13 protein-coding genes and 1 tRNA gene are annotated in these 16,767 nt (G+C 73.4%); 9 read left to right on the top strand and 5 right to left on the bottom strand.

The features are described from left to right. Positions 1–463: 463 nt before the first annotated feature. The gene (locus ACFRMQ_RS23480; protein WP_380732530.1) at positions 464–1,552 is read right to left on the bottom strand and encodes a TOMM precursor leader peptide-binding protein; all 1,089 of its coding nucleotides are present in this window, start codon (positions 1,550–1,552) and stop codon (positions 464–466) included. 255 nt (positions 1,553–1,807) lie between these two features. On the opposite strand from ACFRMQ_RS23480, the gene ACFRMQ_RS23485 reads away from it, so the two are divergent. Then, the gene (locus tag ACFRMQ_RS23485; protein ID WP_380732531.1) at positions 1,808–2,542 is read left to right on the top strand and encodes a M48 family metallopeptidase; all 735 of its coding nucleotides are present in this window, start codon (positions 1,808–1,810) and stop codon (positions 2,540–2,542) included. 128 nt (positions 2,543–2,670) lie between these two features. On the opposite strand, the gene ACFRMQ_RS23490 is transcribed toward ACFRMQ_RS23485, so the two are convergent. Both ACFRMQ_RS23490 and ACFRMQ_RS23495 read right to left on the bottom strand, forming a co-directional pair. Continuing rightward, positions 2,671–3,258 (bottom strand): NUDIX hydrolase, encoded by a 588-nt coding sequence (locus tag ACFRMQ_RS23490; RefSeq protein ID WP_380732532.1) that lies wholly within the window; start codon positions 3,256–3,258, stop codon positions 2,671–2,673. Continuing rightward, positions 3,255–4,787 carry a zinc-dependent metalloprotease gene (locus ACFRMQ_RS23495; protein ID WP_380732533.1) on the bottom strand — a complete coding sequence of 511 codons (1,533 nt, stop codon included), beginning with the start codon at positions 4,785–4,787 and terminating at the stop codon, positions 3,255–3,257. The genes ACFRMQ_RS23490 and ACFRMQ_RS23495 overlap by 4 nt, the downstream gene beginning before the upstream one ends. A gap of 200 nt (positions 4,788–4,987) precedes the next feature. On the opposite strand from ACFRMQ_RS23495, the gene ACFRMQ_RS23500 reads away from it, so the two are divergent. From ACFRMQ_RS23500 to ACFRMQ_RS23515, 4 genes are all read left to right on the top strand, one after another. After that, entirely contained in the window at positions 4,988–6,136 is a 1,149-nt protein-coding gene (locus tag ACFRMQ_RS23500; RefSeq protein ID WP_380700116.1) for an NAD-dependent epimerase/dehydratase family protein, read from the top strand. Positions 6,137–6,255: 119 nt separating this feature from the next. Further along, positions 6,256–6,696 (top strand): molybdenum cofactor biosynthesis protein MoaE, encoded by a 441-nt coding sequence (locus tag ACFRMQ_RS23505; RefSeq protein ID WP_380732535.1) that lies wholly within the window; start codon positions 6,256–6,258, stop codon positions 6,694–6,696. A gap of 333 nt (positions 6,697–7,029) precedes the next feature. Beyond that, on the top strand, positions 7,030–7,221 hold the full coding sequence (locus ACFRMQ_RS23510; RefSeq protein WP_380732536.1) for a hypothetical protein: 192 nt from the start codon (positions 7,030–7,032) through the stop codon (positions 7,219–7,221). Positions 7,222–7,263: 42 nt separating this feature from the next. Then, entirely contained in the window at positions 7,264–8,370 is a 1,107-nt protein-coding gene (locus tag ACFRMQ_RS23515) for a PDZ domain-containing protein (RefSeq protein ID WP_380732537.1), read from the top strand. A gap of 38 nt (positions 8,371–8,408) precedes the next feature. Here ACFRMQ_RS23515 and ACFRMQ_RS23520 read toward each other — a convergent pair whose 3' ends face one another. Then, a complete protein-coding gene (locus ACFRMQ_RS23520; protein WP_380732538.1) occupies positions 8,409–8,981 on the bottom strand; it encodes a PPA1309 family protein in 573 nt (190 codons plus the stop codon). A gap of 205 nt (positions 8,982–9,186) precedes the next feature. On the opposite strand from ACFRMQ_RS23520, the gene ACFRMQ_RS23525 reads away from it, so the two are divergent. From ACFRMQ_RS23525 to ACFRMQ_RS23535, 3 genes are all read left to right on the top strand, one after another. Further along, a complete protein-coding gene (locus ACFRMQ_RS23525) occupies positions 9,187–12,150 on the top strand; it encodes a UPF0182 family protein (RefSeq protein ID WP_380732543.1) in 2,964 nt (987 codons plus the stop codon). Positions 12,151–12,214: 64 nt separating this feature from the next. Continuing rightward, positions 12,215–12,288 (top strand) — tRNA-Met (locus ACFRMQ_RS23530). 367 nt (positions 12,289–12,655) lie between these two features. Next, the gene (locus ACFRMQ_RS23535) at positions 12,656–14,632 is read left to right on the top strand and encodes a tetratricopeptide repeat protein (protein ID WP_380732540.1); all 1,977 of its coding nucleotides are present in this window, start codon (positions 12,656–12,658) and stop codon (positions 14,630–14,632) included. Between the two features lie 90 nt (positions 14,633–14,722). Here the strand turns inward: ACFRMQ_RS23535 and ACFRMQ_RS23540 are convergent, their stop codons facing one another. After that, on the bottom strand, positions 14,723–15,136 hold the full coding sequence (locus tag ACFRMQ_RS23540; RefSeq protein ID WP_380732541.1) for a Fur family transcriptional regulator: 414 nt from the start codon (positions 15,134–15,136) through the stop codon (positions 14,723–14,725). Positions 15,137–15,239: 103 nt separating this feature from the next. Here ACFRMQ_RS23540 and ACFRMQ_RS23545 point away from each other — a divergent pair, with 103 nt between their 5' ends. Next, positions 15,240–16,715 carry a catalase gene (locus ACFRMQ_RS23545; RefSeq protein ID WP_380732542.1) on the top strand — a complete coding sequence of 492 codons (1,476 nt, stop codon included), beginning with the start codon at positions 15,240–15,242 and terminating at the stop codon, positions 16,713–16,715. The last annotated feature ends 52 nt before the right edge of the window (positions 16,716–16,767 follow it).

Consider the following 16,767-nt stretch of genomic DNA (forward strand, 5'->3'; position numbering starts at 1 on the left):
CGGTCCGCATCCAGCCTCGCGAACAGACGGCGCAGCGTCGACTCGTCCACCGATCCCCGCTCCAGACCCACCCGCCCCTCGCCCGTCCCACGCACCCTGGGCCCCGATTCCCTGACCCCGAACCCTGAACCCGTGCCCCGGCCCCGGCCCCGGCCGGTCCTGCGACCATGCCGCATCACCATGCCGCAGCCGCATCGCCCGGCCCGTGCCCCGGCCCTCGACCCGCGCCCCGCGCCGTGCGGGGCGGGCCCGTCGAGGGGGCTTCCGCTGCCGCCGTCGACCGTCGGCTCGTACGGTCCTCGGCCTCCCGGCCGTGGGCTCGCACGGCCGGACGTCTGCCCGGGGCCTGGGCCGTCCCGGGGCCGGGTACAACGACTGCCGAGCCTCGCAGCCGCCGTACCCGAGCCCGGGGACGGCTCTCCGTCCTGTCTCCTCCCTCTTCCCGTCGTCCGTCCTCACCTCCTCACGCCGGTGGCAGCGGCTGCCACAGGCACCCACAGTCCGTGTGCCCGCGAAGCCGCAGCCGCCGGAACATCCCGTCCCGCGCCGACACCTCGCAGTACCCGTCCACGCTCGGTGGCCGGCCGCCGTCCAGGTAGACCTGCACGTGCAGGGCCGCCAGGCCGGCGACGGCCGTCGCCAGGGCCGTGTCGCAGGCCGGCGTCCGGGCCTGCCCCGGGCCGCCGTCGGCCAGCTGGGCCAGGACCCGTGGCCAGGCCTCGTCCTCGTCCTCCCGCCGCAGCACCAGGCAGTGCCCGCAGGCCGACATCCCCGGGATCACCAGCGGCCCGATGACGCCGAACTCCTCGACCACGCCCACGTACAGGTGCGGCACTCCGGCCCTGAGCAGCAGGCGGGCCTCGTACGTCCCGCCGGCGAAGGCGGCGCTGCCGTCCCGCGGTGCGAGGACCACGAAGTCCGGTGGATTGCCGTCGGGCTTGTGCCGGGGCAGTGGCACCGGCTGGCGGCCCGCGGCCCGCTGCACCACCTCTCGTGCGGACGTCGAGCGCAGCCGCCCGATGTCCGCGGCCGGCAGCCCGGCGGGCGAGCAGTCGTCGGGCTTCACCCGGCCGCTGTCCGCCACCGTGACCGTGCCCGTGCCGCCGGCGGAGAGCACCGCCGCCACGGCGGCGCCGACCCGGCCCGCGCCGCGCACCTCGATCCGGGTGTCGGCCCGGCGGCCCAGGATCGCCGGTGCCGCGCCCGGTCCGGAGTGGACCAGGGAGAGCGAGGCGAGGTCTGGCCGGAGCAGGTCCCGGTGCGGATCGGGGAAGCGGGCCAGGGCCCGGGTGGCCGAGGCCGCGTCGTCCAGCAGGCCGGTCTCCTCCAGCCCGGTGAGCAGGGCGTCGGCCGGTTCGCGGCCGAGCCCGATGCGTTCGCCCTCGTTCAGGAGCTCCGGCCGCTCGCGCGTCCCGTCGAGCAGGGCGAGGAAGTCGCAGAGGGTCTTGTCGGCGTTGCCGAGCACCCCGGCGAAGCGGGTGACGGTGCCGAACTGCAAGGTTGCGGAGTCCCGCCAGCTGCGGGACAGCGCGGGCTTGAGGGCGAGGCGCACGACGATCTCCCTTCGGATCGATTCCGGACGGCTGACCGCAGCATGCCCCATCGCGGCCTTGCGGTGCGGAAGGTTATCCACAGGCCCGTCCGCATGATCGGACCATCGGTTCGCATGCCCTGTGGATAACCGGCCATCTCCTCCGGCGTCGCTTTCCGGACACCCGCCGTCGGCTTTCCGTTCCCGATCACTCCATGAAAGATTCCGGCCATGGCAGCGGACTTCTGTCAGCGGTAGCGGGTAACGTCGTGTGCCATGGCAGCCGAGCGGGACTCCCATCCTCCGGCGTCGCGTCGGCGTGCCCCCGCAGCGTCCGGGTCGCAGGTCGCGGCGCCGAACACGCGCGGGCGCCCGGACCAGCGGCAGCAGCCGAGACCGGCGCCGCCGCAGCCGCCGCCCGGCGCCGTCCCACCCGAGGCGCACGACCGCAGCCGGGTCGAGGTGCGTCGCAGTGCCCGCCGCAGCCGTACCGTCTCCGCCTACCGCGAGGGCGACCGCACCATCGTGCTGATCCCGGCCCGGATGTCGCACGCCGAGGAACAGCGCTGGGTCGCGCAGATGCTGGAGAAGCTCGCCGCCCAGGAGTCCCGGCGGATTCCCGGGGACGAGGCCCTGATGACCCGGGCCCGCGAGCTGTCGGCCGCCTACCTGGGCGATCGCGCCCGGCCCAGCCAGGTCCGCTGGGTCACCAACCAGAATTCCCGCTGGGGCTCCTGCACCCCGAGCGAGGGGACGATCCGCCTCTCCCACCGTCTCCAGGGCATGCCCGAGTACGTGCTGGACTACGTGCTGCTGCACGAGCTGGCGCACCTGCTGGTGCCGGACCACGGGCCGGCGTTCTGGGCCCTGCTGGAGGCCTACCCGCGGACCGAGCGGGCCCGCGGCTATCTGGAGGGCGTGGTGTCCGCCGCCCGGCTGCCGCACATCCCCGGCGCGCGGCACGCGGATCCGGGCCCGGCCGGGTCGGACCGGGCCGCCTCCTGCGGCTGAGGCCGAGGCCGAGGTCGAGACGGAGCGGGCCGGAGCGGGCCGGGGCAGGGGAAGAGACGATCCGACCGGGGGCGCAACGGGAAGGGGCGCGGACCGGCGAGGTCCGCGCCCCTTCCGCAGGCCGCGCCTCAGCCGGTCAGCTGCCGTGCCCGGGCCACCAGGTCGCGCACCGAGTGGTCGGTGAGCTCCGGCAGCCGGTCGTAGTCGAACCAGCGCAGGTCCAGCGACTCCTCGCTGATCAGCGCCTGAGCGCCGGCCGGAGCCAGCGCGATGTACTGGACGTCCAGGTGGGTGTTCTCCGGCCGGTCCTTGCCGGTGCAGCGGACCAGGTGCCGGTCCAGCTTGGCCGGCACAGGGCCGCCGTCGGCCTCCAACAGCACCAGGTCGGGGATGCCGGACTCCTCGACGGCCTCGCGCAGCGCGGCGGAGGCGAGGTCGCGGTCGCCGGGCTCGCAGTGCCCGCCCATCTGGAGCCACATGCCGACCTTGGGGTGCAGGGTCAGCAGCACCCGCCCGGCCGCCGGGTCGACGACCGCCGCGCTCGCGGTGATGTGCGCGGGCAGGCAGGAACGGTAGAGGCCCTCGGGCCGCGCGGCGAGGTGCTCCAGGTAGTCCAGCCGCAGCCGGTCCTGGTCCTCGTCGGCGGGCCGCCACCCGGTCAGCGTGCGGACGGCGTCCGCGTGCAGGGTGGCGGCGGGCGTGTCGGTGGCCGTCATGCGGTGGGTTCGCCCTTTCCGTCGGTGCCGTCCCCGTCGGTCTCGGGCCGCTCGTCCTTGCCGAGGTCCGGCTTGCCGAGGTCGGGCTTGCCGGCTGCGGCCTCGCCGAGCAGCTTGTCGAACGCGTCGAAGTCGATGCCGCCCTCCAGGTCGTCGGCGGAGCCCCGGTGCACGAAGGCGTCCGGGTCGTCCAGGTCGGCGGCGGTGGGCAGCATGTCCGGGTGCTCCCAGAGCGCGTCGCGGCCCTCGATGCCGCGGGCGTCGGCGAGCAGCGCCCAGAGCCGGGAGGCGTCGCGCAGCCGGCGCGGGCGCAGCTCCAGGCCGACCAGGGTGGCGAAGGTCTGCTCGGCGGGCCCGCCGGCCGCGCGGCGGCGGCGGACGGTCTCGCGCAGCGCGCCCGACTGCGGCAGGTGCGGCTCGGCGGCGGCGTGCACGACGGCGTCGACCCAGCCCTCGACCAGCGCGAGCGCGGTCTCCAGGCGGGCGAGCGCGGCCTTCTGCTCGGGGGTGTCCTCGGGCTGGAGCAGGCCGCCGGCCAGCGCCTCCTGGAGGGCCTCCGGGTTGCTCGGGTCGAGCTGGCCGACCAGCTCCTCCATCCGGGAGGTGTCGACCTTGATGCCGCGGGCGTAGGCCTCGACGGCGCCCAGCAGGTGGGCCCGCAGCCACGGCACGTGGGCGAAGAGCCGCTGGTGGGCGGCCTCGCGCAGGGCGAGGTAGAGGCGGACCTCGTCGGCGGGGACGTTCAGGCCCTCGCCGAACTCGGCGACGTTCTGCGGCAGCAGCGCGGCCTTGCCGGCCGGGGCGAGCGGCAGGCCGACGTCGCTGGAGCCGACCACCTCGGCGGCGAGCGCGCCGAGCGCCTGGCCGATCTGGGTGCCGAACATGGCGCCGCCCATCGAGCGCATCACGCCCATCAGCGGGCCGGCCATGGCCTGCATCTCCTCGGGCAGGACGCCGCCCATGGCGTTGCCGACCCGCTCGGCGACCGGGTCCACCAGGTCCTTCCAGACCGGGAGGGTGGCCTCGATCCACTCGGCCCGGCTCCAGGCGACGGCGGTGCCGGCGCCGGAGGGGAACTCGGTGGAGCCGTCGAGCCACAGGTCGGCCAGGCGGACGGCCTCGGCGACGGCGGAGCGCTCGGCCGCGCTGACCGAGCGGTCCTTGCTCTTGCCCTCGGCGGGTTCGGCGACCACGGTCTGGCGGGCGATGTTCGTGGCGAGGTCCCAGTTCACCGGGCCGCCCTCGAACGAGAGCATCTGGCCGAGCTGCTGGAACGCGGCGCCGAGGTCGCCGGGGTTCATGCCGCCGAACATCGCGGCGAAGGGGTTGTCGGCGCCGGCGCCGCCGGGGCCGCCCGGAACGCCGGGCATGCCGAAGATCGCGCCGAAGGGGTTGCCGCTCCCGAAGCCGAACGGCTGCTGGCCGCCGGCCGGGTCCTGGTCCTTCTTCTTCTGGGCGTCGTCGGGCTTGGCCTTGCCGTCCTCGGGCTCCTCGGGCGGAACGCCGAATCCGAAGGGAAGGTCGCTCACGGGGTCCTCGATCCGGTCGGCCGTCATACGGGGTGTGGCGGAAAAATCTGCGCCCGTGGCGGCGGCGGAGTGGGGGACTCGCGGGCGGCTCCCGCGCGGCAGGCCCGCGCCGGGTGCACCGCCGGGCCTTCGCCTCGGGCAGGATGGACGTACGTGACACACGTCCGTACGCACATAAAGCTAACCGTGGAGGATGGCCGGTGAGTTCCCCGCCCTCGGACGTTCGCTCTGGGCTGACCGGAGGAGAGGACGCGTCGGACACCACGGCGTCGCCGCCTCCAGCCTACGGCGGACGGCCGCTGACCGTGGCGGTCACCGGCGCCGCAGGCGTGCTGGGAGAGCGCGTCGCCGCCCGGCTGGTGGCCTCCCCGCACGTGCGCAGGGTCCTCGCCGTGGACGACCGGCGCGGTGAGGTCCCCGGTGTGCAGTGGCGGGTGCTCGACGTGCGCGACCCGGCGGTGGCCGAGCGGCTGGCCGGGGTCGACGTGGTGGTGCACCTGGCGATGGACTTCGGGATGGAGTCCGACCCGCGGGCCCGCAGCGCCTACAACGTGCGCGGCGCCCAGACCGTGCTGACCGCGGCCGCGGCCGCCGGTGTGCACCGGGTGGTGCTGTGCACCTCGGCGATGGTCTACGGCGCGCTGGCCGACAACGAGGTGCCGCTGGCGGAGGACTCCGAGCTGCGGGCCACCGAGGAGGCCTCGCTGGTCGGGGACCTGCTGGAGATCGAGCGGCTGGCCCGCCGGGCGCCGCGCGCCCACCCGGGCCTCCAGGTGACGGTGCTGCGTCCGGCCGTGGTGGTGGGCCCCGGCGTGGACACCGTGCTGACCCGGCACTTCGAGGCGCCCCGGCTGCTGGTGGTGGCGGGTTCCCGGCCCTGCTGGCAGTTCTGTCACGTGGACGACCTGGCGGCGGCGCTGGAGTACGCGGCGCTGGGGCTCGTCGAGGGCGAGGTGACGGTGGGCTGTGACGGCTGGCTGGAGCAGGAGGACGTCGAGCGGCTGTCCGGGATCCGGCGGATGGAACTGCCGGCCTCGCTGGCGCTCGGGACGGCGGCGCGGCTGCACCGGCTGGGCCTGACCCCGGCCCCGGCCGGGGACCTGGCGTACACGATGTACCCGTGGGTGGTGTCCGGCAGCCGGCTGCACGAGGCGGGCTGGCGCCCGGTGCACACCAACGAACAGGTGCTGGCGGAGCTGCTGGAGCAGGTGTCCGGCAAGCACGCGGTGGCCGGGCGGCGGCTGGGCGGCAAGGAGGCGGCGACCAGCCTGGGAGCGGCCGGGGCGACGGTGGCGCTGGTCGGTACGGCGGCGCTGGTGCGCCGGGCCCGCAAGCGGCGGAGGTTCTGAGCGGTCCGGGGAGCCGGCCGGTGCCGACGGGACCCTCGGCTTCCCGCGGTGCGGGAGCCCGGCGGCGCGGTGCGGAAAACGCCTGCCGCGCACCGGCCCGGATGGGGAATCATGGGGCCATGTCCGAGAACCACGACCCCATCCGCCTGCTCGCCGTCCGGGACACGCCGCTCTCGCTGGACGAGGTGTACGAGGCGGTCGGCGACGACGCGGCCGGCGGCACCACCGTCTTCGTCGGGACGGTCCGGGACCACGACGGCGGCAAGTCGGTCTCCGCGCTGGAGTACAGCTGCCACCCCAGCGCGGAGCGGGAGATGCGCCGGATCGCGGAGAAGGTGGCCGCGGACTTCCCGGTCAGGGCTCTCGCAGCGGTCCACCGGGTGGGCCGGCTGGAGATCTCCGACAAGGCGGTGATCGTCGCCGTCTCCTGCGCCCACCGCGGCGAGGCCTTCGCGGCCGCGCGCCGGCTGATCGACGACCTCAAGCGCGAGGTGCCGATCTGGAAGCACCAGGTCTTCTCGGACGGCGCGCAGGAGTGGGTCGGCGCGGGCGGCTGCTGACCCGGTCGCGCTGGTGGCGCGGGCGGGACGGCCCCGGCGGGTACGGCCGGAGCCGCGATGGCCGGAACCGGGGGGGACCGAGGGGAAACGATCCGCTGGAACCGGTTCGCCGGAGCCGATCCGCCGGAGCCGATCTGCCGGAACCGATCCGCACATCCCGCGCGTCCGTCGGGTCAGGCGCGCCGTGGTCTCACCCGAACGGGCCGGTGGCGGAGCCCCGAATACTCCCTGGAAGTGAGCCGATCGGCCGTCCCGTAACCCGGACGGCGTCGGTCGCGTTGTCCGCCGGAGTGGTTAATCTGCTCATAGACACGACGAGCTGGGAGTACTGGTATGGGTGCGCTCGCCTGGTTGATCATCCCGGGTGTCGCCGGCGTGGCCGCCGGCCTCTGGGCGTTGTGGGCTCAGCGGACGCCCAAGGCCGCCGGGGACCCCGCCTCGCTCGCCGAGCACCAGCGCTTCATGGCCGCCATGGAGCGCACCACCGCCGGTGCCGCGGCCCCGAACGAGCGCCCCGGCAGGTAGCCCGGCGGGCGTCCCGTCGGGCTCGTCCCGTACTGTCGAGGCATGCCACGCCGCTCCGCGACGATGCTCGCTGCCACCCTGCTGCTCATAGCGCTGCTCTGCGTCTCGGTGCTGATGAAGGTGCCGTACACGGAGATGAGCCCGGGGCCGACGTACAACACGCTCGGCAACCAGGGCGGGAAGCCGGTGATCAGCATCAGCGGGCACGACTCGTACCCGACGAGCGGGCACCTCAACATGACCACCGTCCAGGTCACCGGGGCCAAGTACGAGCCCAGCCTGGTCAACGCGGTGGTCGGCTGGCTGCGGGACGACGTGCTGGTGGTGCCGCACGACAACGTCTACCCGAAGGGGCAGTCGGACGCGGACGCCAAGAAGCAGAACGCCGAGGAGTTCGCCTCCTCCGAGGACAGCGCGCGCACCGCGGCGCTCAAGCAACTGGGCATCCCGGTGGGCGACGAGCTGATCGTGAAGTCGGTCACCGCGGGCGCCCCGGCCGAGGGCCGGCTGCACGCGGGCGACCAGGTCGTGGCCGTGGACGGCGCCCCGGTCGGCGCGGTCGACCAGGTGGTCGCCGCCGTCACCAAGCACAAGCCGGGCGAGTCGGTGGTCTTCACCGTCGTGCCGAGGGTCAAGGACGCCGACGGCGCCACCCCGGGAACGAAGACCGACGTCACCGTCCCGACCGTCCGGGCCAAGGACCTCGACCCGAAGGCCCCGGCCGAGCGGGCGGAGCTCGCGGTGGTGGGCATCGGCACCGGGCTGCGGCACACCTACCCGTTCCAGATCGACATCGGCCTACAGGACGTCGGCGGCCCGAGCGCCGGCCTGATGTTCTCGCTCGGCATCATCGACAAGCTGACCCCGGGCGGCGACCTCACCGGCGGCAAGTTCGTGGCCGGTACCGGGACCATCGACGACGACGGCAAGGTCGGCCCGATCGGCGGCATCTCGATGAAGCTGATCGCCGCCCGGGACGCCGGGGCCGAGTACTTCTTCACCCCGTCCTCGAACTGCGCCGAGGCCACCAAGAACGTCCCGTCCGGGCTGACCCTGATCAAGACGGACACGCTGGACGGCGCGCTGAAGTCGCTGGAGCAGGTCCGCTCCGGGCAGGCCTCCGCGCTGCCGTCCTGCGCCGCCGGATAGAAGGACCGGCCGGGGGCCGGCCCCTCCGGGGGCGGGACCTACGCGAAGGTCGCCAGCAGCGCGGCGGTCAGGCCGGGCACCAGGTCCGGGCCGGTCAGCACCTCGCGGGCGACGTCCTTGGAGCGCAGCCGCAGGGCGATCTCCTTCTTGCCGTCGCGCAGCACGGCGGCGGTGATCCGCACCTCCTCGCGCTTGGGGTGGTTGGCCACCCACTCGGCGAGCTGGGCGTCGGAGGCGCCCCGCGGGCGGGACTGCTCGGCGCCCGGCGGCAGCATCAGGCGCTCGACGACCAGGGCGCAGCCGGCCACGGAGTCGGGCCAGGCGATGGTGCCGAGGAACTTGTCGAGCTCCATGCCGGCCGGCAGCTCGTCTTGCTCGATCGGGGTGAGGCCGCTCTCGTCGCCGTCGGCGAGGCCGAGCTGCTTGGCGATCTTCGGGTTGGCCTTGCGCAGGGCGGCGCTGTCCACCAGGGCGAACAGCCGGGCCGGGAGGTCCCAGCCGAGGGTGGCGGCGTACTCGTCGATCTCCAGCGCGGCCCGGGTGAGCGGGGTGGCTGCCGGGAGCTTGGAGACGTCGTCGGGGGAGTTGTTGAGATCAGGCGCGTCGGACATGCCTCAATCCTCACACGGCGGGCGGGGCGCGCTCGCCGGGGCGGTCCGCCGGGCGGGGCCGGACGGGCCGCGGTGGAGGCGGCTCGGGCGGGCGGCGGTCGTAACCGTCTGCTAACGGTGGGAACTCGGCCAAAGCCTGGTTAAGTTTCTCTGACGACCTACCCCATCCAGACGACACAGCCGAGGTGCCACCGTGGTCTTCCAGATGCCCGAACGGTCAGGGCCGGTGTTCCGGCGCAGGGTAGGCCCGCCCTCCCGGCGGGCGCGGGTGGCCCTGCTGACCCTGGGCGTGCTCGCGGTGCTCTTCCTGTTGTTCGTCATGTTCGCGGGCTTCTGGACGGACTGGCTGTGGTTCCGGTCGGTCCGCTTCTCCTCGGTGTTCACCACCCAGCTGTGGACGAAGGTCGGCCTGTTCGCGGTGTTCGGGCTGCTGATGGCGGTGATCGTCGGCTTCAACATCTGGCTGGCGCACCGGCTGCGGCCGCCGCTGTCGGCGATGTCGGTGGAGCAGCAGAGCCTCGACCGCTACCGGGCCGGGCTGGCGCCGTTCAAGCGCTGGGCGCTGATCGGCATCTCGCTGGTGATCGGCCTGGTGGCCGGTGCCGCGGCCTCCGGGCAGTGGCGGACCTGGCTGATGTGGACGAACGCGACCTCCTTCGGTGAGAAGGACACGCAGTTCGGCATGGACGTCTCGTTCTACGCCTTCGACCTGCCGTTCTACGAGTTCGTGCTGGGCTTCGCGTTCAGCGCGGTGATCGTCTCGCTGCTGACGTCGGCGCTGGTGCACTACCTGTACGGCGGGCTGCGGCTGCAGGGCCCGGGGCGGCGGGCGAGCGTGGGCGCGCAGGGGCACCTGGCGGTGCTGCTGGGCGTGTTCGTGCTGCTGAAGGCCGTCGCGTACTGGCTGGACCGGTACGCGCTGGCGGTGAAGACCGGCTCCTACAAGGGGGTCTCGGGCTGGACCGGCCTGCGCTACGTGGACGCCAACGCGTTCCTGCCGGCCAAGACCATCCTGTTCTTCGTCGCGATCATCTGCGCGGTGCTGTTCTTCCTGACCCCGATCCGCCGCACCTGGGCCCCGGCCCTGATCGGCCTGGGGCTGATGGTGCTGTCGGCGGTGCTGATCGGCGGGCTGTACCCGGCGATCGTGCAGCAGTTCCAGGTCAAGCCGAACGAGCAGGCCAAGGAGACGCCGTACATCCAGAAGAACATCGACGCCACCCGCCAGGCGTACGGGATCGCGGACGCGCAGACCACCCAGTACGCGCCGCAGGGCACGACGACGCCGGAGGCGCTCAAGCCGGACGCGCAGACCGTCGCGGACATCCGGCTGCTGGACCCGAACGTCGTCTCGCCGACGTTCCAGTCGCTGGAGCAGCAGCGCAACTACTACGCCTTCCCGAACACGCTGGACGTGGACCGCTACGGCACCGGGCAGGGCAAGCAGGACAGCGTGATCGGCCTGCGTGAGCTCGACCTCAACGGCGTGCAGCGCAACTGGATCAACGACCACTTCAAGTACACCCACGGTTACGGCGCGGTGGTCGCCAAGGGCAACCAGGTCGACGACAAGGGCCAGCCGGTGTTCACCGAGTCGGGCCTGCCGTCCACCGGCACGCTGGGCGACTACCAGCAGCGGATCTACTACGGCGAGAAGACCTCGACGTACTCGATCGTCGGCGGCTCGAACAAGGAGATCGACTACACCGATCCCAAGACCGGCCAGAACGCCGAGTACACCTACACCGGCGGCAGCGGGGTCTCGCTGGACAACCCGCTGACCCGGGCCGCGTACGCGGTGCGCTTCGCCGAGCCGCAGATCCTCTACGCGGGGGCGATCACCGACGGCGCCAAGGTGATCTACAACCGGACGCCGAAGGAGCGGGTGGAGAAGGTCGCGCCGTGGCTGTCGATCGACGCCGACCCGTACCCGGTGGTGCAGGACGGCCGGGTGCTCTGGGTGCTGGACGGCTACACCACCTCGGACGGCTTCCCGTTCTCGTCGAAGACGACGCTGGGCACCGCGACCAAGGACTCGCTGACCAACCAGCGAGGTGAGCTGCTGACCGCCGCCAACCAGGTCAACTACATCCGCAACTCGGTCAAGGCCACGGTGGACGCCTACACCGGCGAGGTGAAGCTCTACCAGTGGGACGAGAAGGACCCGGTGCTGAAGACCTGGATGAAGGCCTTCCCGGGCACGGTGGAGCCGAAGGCGGACATCCCGCAGACGCTGCTGCCGCACCTGCGCTACCCGCAGGACATGTTCAAGGTGCAGCGCGACCTGCTCGGCCAGTACCACGTCACCGACTCGAACTCCTTCTTCAACGGCAGTGACATCTGGCAGACCCCGGTGGACCCGACCAGCGACACCAAGCAGGTCCAGCCGCCGTACTACGTGACGGTGCGGATGCCGGACACCAGCGCGGCGAGCTTCTCGCTCACCAGCACCTTCGTGCCCAACGGGCGGCCGAACCTGGCGGCGTTCATGGCCGTCAACGCGGACCCGGGGGACGACTACGGGAAGATCCGCGTCCTGAAGATGACGGGTGAGAGCGGCGCCCCCGGCCCCGGCCTGGTGCAGTCGAAGTTCAACTCCCGTCAGGAGGTGGCCCAGCAGATCTTCGCGCTGAAGAGCGGCGGTGACGCCGAGCTGGAGTACGGCAACCTGCTGACCCTGCCGGTCGGCGGCGGCCTGCTCAACATCGAGCCGGTGTACGTGCGCGGTCGCGGTGCGAAGTACCCGACGATGCAGAAGGTCCTGGCGGTCTACGGGGACGACAACGTGGCGTTCGAGGACACCCTGGAGGCCGCGCTGAAGAAGGTGTTCGGCGGGGCGCCTCCGGCGACCACCCCGACCGTGCCGTCCACGCCGGGCGGGACGACGCCGACCACGCCGACCACGCCCACCACCCCGGCCACGCCGGCGCCGGGCGGGACGGTCTCGCCGGAGCTCCAGAAGGCGATCACGGACGCCCAGAAGGCGTACAGCGACAGCCAGACCGCGATCAAGAACGGCGACTGGGTGGCGTACGGCAATGCCCAGAAGGCGCTCGGCGACGCGCTGAAGGCGATCTCGGCGGCCGGCGGCGGCACCCCGGCGGCGGCCCCGACCGGCACACCGGCCCCGGGCGCCACGAACGGCGGATCGCCCCCGGCCCAGCCGTAGCCCGCTGAGCTGCGGTAACCGTTTTCCGTTCCACCCCGCGTCCGTGCTATGGTTTAACCACCGACGCGGGGTGGAGCAGCTCGGTAGCTCGCTGGGCTCATAACCCAGAGGTCGCAGGTTCAAATCCTGTCCCCGCTACAAAGGCCAGAGGCCCGGAGGATCATTCCTCCGGGCCTCTGGTGTTTCCGGTGCCGTTCACGGCCGGAAGCGGCGGGAACCGCTCCGGTACTATCGACCGTCGCCAAGGACGACGGCAGCGGGGTTTGTGGGGTTGAAGTGTCGGGAAATCGACAAAGCGCCGAAGCAATTCCGTCGGCTTCGGGTCGGCTCCGCCGGAATTCGGCCGGGGCAGGTGTACGCGGGTACTGGGTGATGCGACGATGGGACACATGGGGGACGGTGCGCGGTCACTGACCGCCCGTCGGGTCCGGCGCCTCCCCTGGGAGTCCCCCCGGCCGCACGCCGGGGCACGATGCCGCGACACTCTGGGGGAGCGGGAGTCGGCATGAGGCTGATCGGCAAGTCAGGCGCCAAGTCCGCGGCGGCCGTCGAAGCGGACACCGACGCCTGGTCGGAGAGCGCCGAGAGCCCCGAGAACCGCCCCGGAGCCCTGCCCGCCCAGCGCACCAGCCGACTGTCCGAGCGCCCCCCGACCCCCGGCTACGGGCCCGACAGCCTGGTCCACGTGTCGACCCGTCAGTTCGCCGCCGCCGTCGGCGCCTACGGCGAGCAGGCCGGCGGGGACCCGACGGCCGGCACCGCGCTGGACTCGGCCGGCTTCGACCCGACCAGCTTCGAGACCGCCCTCGCGGCCCGGGAGTCCGCCGCGCTGGAGGCCCGCCACCGGCAGGCCGCCGACGGCGGTGACCCGGACGCCGCCTGTCGGCTCGGCACCCTGCTGCTGCGCCGCGGCGAACTGGAGGACGCCGAGCCCTACCTGCGCGCCGCCGCGGCCGCCGGGCTGCGCGCCGCCGCCAACAACCTCGGCGTGCTGCTGCACCAGCAGGGCCACCGGGCCGAGGCCGGCCAGTGGTGGCGCCAGGCCGCCGTCTCCGGCAGCGCGCCGGCCGCCCACGCGCTCGGGCTGCAACTGCGCGACCAGGGCGAGGAGGAGGCCGCCGAGTACTGGCTGCACTTCGCCGCCGACCACGGCCACCCGCTGGGCGCCTACGCGCTGGGCGACCTGATGGAGCACCGGCGGGACGTGCGCGCCGAACGCTGGTTCAAGGTCTCCGCCGACGCCGGGCACCGCGAGGCGGCCTACCGGCTGGCCCGGATGCGCGAGGCCGCCGGGGACAAGGAGACCGCCGAGACCTGGTACCGCACCGCCGCCGCCCGCAGTCACGCCCGCGCCGCGCTGCGCCTGGGGGTGCTGCTGGAGGAGCGCGCCCGCACCGACCGGTCGCTGCTCGACGAGGCGGCCCGCTGGTACCGGCAGGCCGCGCAGAACGGGGAGTCGCGCGCGGCCTGCGCGCTGGGCTTCCTGCTGCGCGACTCCGGGGACACGGCGGCCGCCGCCGAGTGGTGGCAGGAGGCCGCCGAGGCCGGGGACGGCAACGCCGCCAACGCGCTGGGCGCGCTGCACGCGAGCCGCGGCGAGGCCGCCGCCGCCGAGCGCTGGTACCGCCTCGCGCTGGACGCGGGCGACCAGAACGGCGCGTTCAACCTCGGCCTGCTCTGCGCCGGCACCGGCCGCGAGCAGCAGGCCGAGCAGTGGTACCGCCGGGCCGCGTACGCGGGGCACCGGGAGGCCTGCAACGCGCTGGCCGTGGTGCTGCTGCAGCGCGGCGACGAGTCCGGCGCCCAGCCCTGGTTCTCCAAGGCGGCCGAGGCCGGCAGCGTGGACGGGGCGTTCAACCTGGGTGTGCTGCACGCCGGGCGCGGCGAGCAGCAGCAGGCCCAGGAGTGGTACGCGAGGGCCGCGGCCGAGGGGCACGGCGAGGCTGCCCTGCAGCTCGCGGTCGTCCAGGAGCAGCGCGGCAACCTGGCCGGGGCGCTGGAGCGCTACCGGCAGGCGGGGGCCGGGGGGTCGGTCGAGGGCGCGTTCCGGCTGGCCTCGCTGCTGGACCGGCGCGGGGACGCGGACGCCGAGGCGGAGCACTGGTACGCGGCGGCGGCGGACGCCGGGCACCGCCGGGCGCAGGTGCGGATGGGCGTGCGGGCGGCGGAGCGCGGGGCGCTGGAGATCGCCGAGAGCTGGTACCGGCGGGCCGCCGAGGCGGGCAGCCGCAGTGCGGCGTTCAACCTGGGGCTGCTGCTGGCCCGGCAGGACAGCGAGGCCGAGGCGATGCTCTGGTACACCCGGGCGGCGGACGCCGGGCACGGCCGGGCGGCGTTGCGCCTGGCGCTGCTGGCGCTGCGCCGGGGGGAGCCGATGCAGGCGGAGAACTGGTGCCGGCGGGCGATCGACCAGGGCCCGGCCGAGGTGTCGGAGCGGGCCGGGCGGCTGCTGGGCGCGCTCAGCGCGGAGCTGAGCGCGTAACGCTCCCGGGCGGTTCCGCGGTCAAGGGAGGTCCCGCGGCCAGGGCGGTTCCCCGGTCGGGGCGGTTCCCTGGTCAGGGCGGTTCCCCGGTCAGGGGCGGCAGGCGGGGCACAGGCCGCGGTAGGTGACCTCGGCGGTGGTGACCGTGAAGCCGAAGCGTTCGGCGGCGGGGAGGGCGGCGAGGGGGTCGCCCTGGGGGTGGACGTCGCGGACGGCGCCGCAGCCGGAGCAGACCAGGTGCTGGTGGGCGTGGTGGGCGTTGGGGTCGTAGCGCTTGGCGCGGCCGTCGGTGGCGACCTCCAGGACCTCGCCGAGGGCGACGAGTTCACCGAGCGTGTTGTAGACGGTGGCGCGGCTGATCTCCGGCAGGCGGACCGTCGCGCGGGAGTGGACCTCGTCGGCGGTGAGGTGGACGTGGTCGCCGTCCAGGACCTCGGCCACGACCCGGCGCTGCGAGGTCAGCCGCCAGCCCCTTCCGCGCAGTCTTTCCAGCAGGTCGCTCATGTCATCCAGACTAAGTCACGCTCCGGTATTGGTTCCAGTATTGACTTGGACAAAGTCCAAGTTAGGATCGTGTCATACGACCGGATAACGCGGAGGCACTGCCATGACGACCCAGGACGAGCTGCGCCCGACCCTGACCACGGAGGCGGGTGCCCCCGTCGCCGACAACCAGAACACCGAGACGGCGGGTGTCGGGGGCCCGGCGCTCATCCAGGACCAGCTGCTGTTCGAGAAGCTCGCGCACTTCAACCGCGAGCGGATCCCGGAGCGCGTGGTGCACGCCCGCGGGGCGGGGGCGTACGGCACCTTCACCGTCACCGCCGACGTGACGCCCTGGACCCGGGCGGCCTTCCTGTCCGAGGTCGGCAAGCAGACCGAGGTCTTCCTGCGCTTCTCGACCGTGGCCGGCAACCTCGGCGCGGCCGACGCGGTGCGCGACCCGCGCGGCTTCGCGCTGAAGTTCTACACCGAGGAGGGCAACTACGACCTCGTCGGCAACAACACCCCGGTGTTCTTCATCAAGGACGCCACCAAGTTCCCCGACTTCATCCACACCCAGAAGCGCGACCCGTACACCGGCTCGCAGGAGGCGGACAACGTCTGGGACTTCTGGGGCCTGTCGCCCGAGGCCACCCACCAGGTGACCTGGCTGTTCGGCGACCGCGGCATCCCCGCCTCGTACCGGCACATGAACGGCTACGGCTCGCACACCTTCCAGTGGCAGAACGAGGCCGGCGAGCACTTCTGGGTCAAGTACCACTTCAAGACCGACCAGGGCATCCGCAACCTCACCCAGGCCGAGGCCAACGTCCTCGCCGGCGAGGACCCGGACAGCCACCAGCGCGACCTGCGCCAGTCGATCGAGCGCGGCGAGTTCCCCAGCTGGACGGTGCAGGTCCAGATCATGCCGGCGGCCGACGCGGCGGCCTACCGCTTCAACCCCTTCGACCTGACCAAGGTCTGGCCGCACGCCGACTACCCGCCGATCGAGATCGGGAAGCTGGAGCTCAACCGCAACCCCGACAACGTCTTCGCCGAGGTCGAGCAGTCGGTCTTCTCGCCGTCGCACTTCGTGCCCGGCATCGGCCCGTCCCCGGACAAGATGCTCCAGGGCCGCCTGTTCGCGTACGCGGACGCCCACCGCTACCGGGTCGGCATCAACGCCGACCACCTGCCGGTGAACCGTCCGCACGCCACCGAGGCGCGCACCCACGGCCGGGACGGCCACCTGTACGACGGCCGGCACGGCCGCCAGAAGAACTACGAGCCGAACAGCTTCGGCGGCCCGGTGGAGACCGGCCGTCCGCTGTGGGCCGCGACCGCCATCGACGGCGTCACCGGCAACCACGTCGCGCCCTCGCACGCCGAGGACGACGACTTCGGGCAGGCCGGCGCCCTCTACCGGCTGTACTCCGAGGAGGAGAAGCAGCGCCTGATCGGCAACCTGGCGGGCTTCATCGCCAAGGTCTCGGCCGACCGCGAGGACATCGTGGAACGGGCGATCGACAACTTCCGCAAGGCCGACGCCGACTTCGGGCAGCGGCTGGAGGCGGCGGTCCGGGAGCTGCGCGAGCAGTAGGCCGGACCGGACGAGCGGCGGCCCCCGCGACCGGCAGAAGCCGGTCACGGGG

The sequence above is a fragment of the Kitasatospora sp. NPDC056783 genome, assembly GCF_042789895.1.
GTDB lineage: Bacteria > Actinomycetota > Actinomycetes > Streptomycetales > Streptomycetaceae > Kitasatospora.

What these genes read in the sequence shown, in the direction of transcription:
- ACFRMQ_RS23485 (WP_380732531.1), top strand. Translation starts at nt 1,808, where the DNA reads ATGGCAGCCGAGCGGGACTCCCATCCTCCGGCGTCGCGTCGGCGTGCC.
- ACFRMQ_RS23510 (WP_380732536.1), top strand. Translation starts at nt 7,030, where the DNA reads ATGGGTGCGCTCGCCTGGTTGATCATCCCGGGTGTCGCCGGCGTGGCC.
- ACFRMQ_RS23540 (WP_380732541.1), bottom strand. Translation starts at nt 15,136, where the DNA reads ATGAGCGACCTGCTGGAAAGACTGCGCGGAAGGGGCTGGCGGCTGACC.
- ACFRMQ_RS23525 (WP_380732543.1), top strand. Translation starts at nt 9,187, where the DNA reads ATGCCCGAACGGTCAGGGCCGGTGTTCCGGCGCAGGGTAGGCCCGCCC.
- ACFRMQ_RS23535 (WP_380732540.1), top strand. Translation starts at nt 12,656, where the DNA reads ATGAGGCTGATCGGCAAGTCAGGCGCCAAGTCCGCGGCGGCCGTCGAA.
- ACFRMQ_RS23505 (WP_380732535.1), top strand. Translation starts at nt 6,256, where the DNA reads ATGTCCGAGAACCACGACCCCATCCGCCTGCTCGCCGTCCGGGACACG.
- ACFRMQ_RS23515 (WP_380732537.1), top strand. Translation starts at nt 7,264, where the DNA reads ATGCCACGCCGCTCCGCGACGATGCTCGCTGCCACCCTGCTGCTCATA.
- ACFRMQ_RS23520 (WP_380732538.1), bottom strand. Translation starts at nt 8,981, where the DNA reads ATGTCCGACGCGCCTGATCTCAACAACTCCCCCGACGACGTCTCCAAG.
- ACFRMQ_RS23545 (WP_380732542.1), top strand. Translation starts at nt 15,240, where the DNA reads ATGACGACCCAGGACGAGCTGCGCCCGACCCTGACCACGGAGGCGGGT.
- ACFRMQ_RS23490 (WP_380732532.1), bottom strand. Translation starts at nt 3,258, where the DNA reads ATGACGGCCACCGACACGCCCGCCGCCACCCTGCACGCGGACGCCGTC.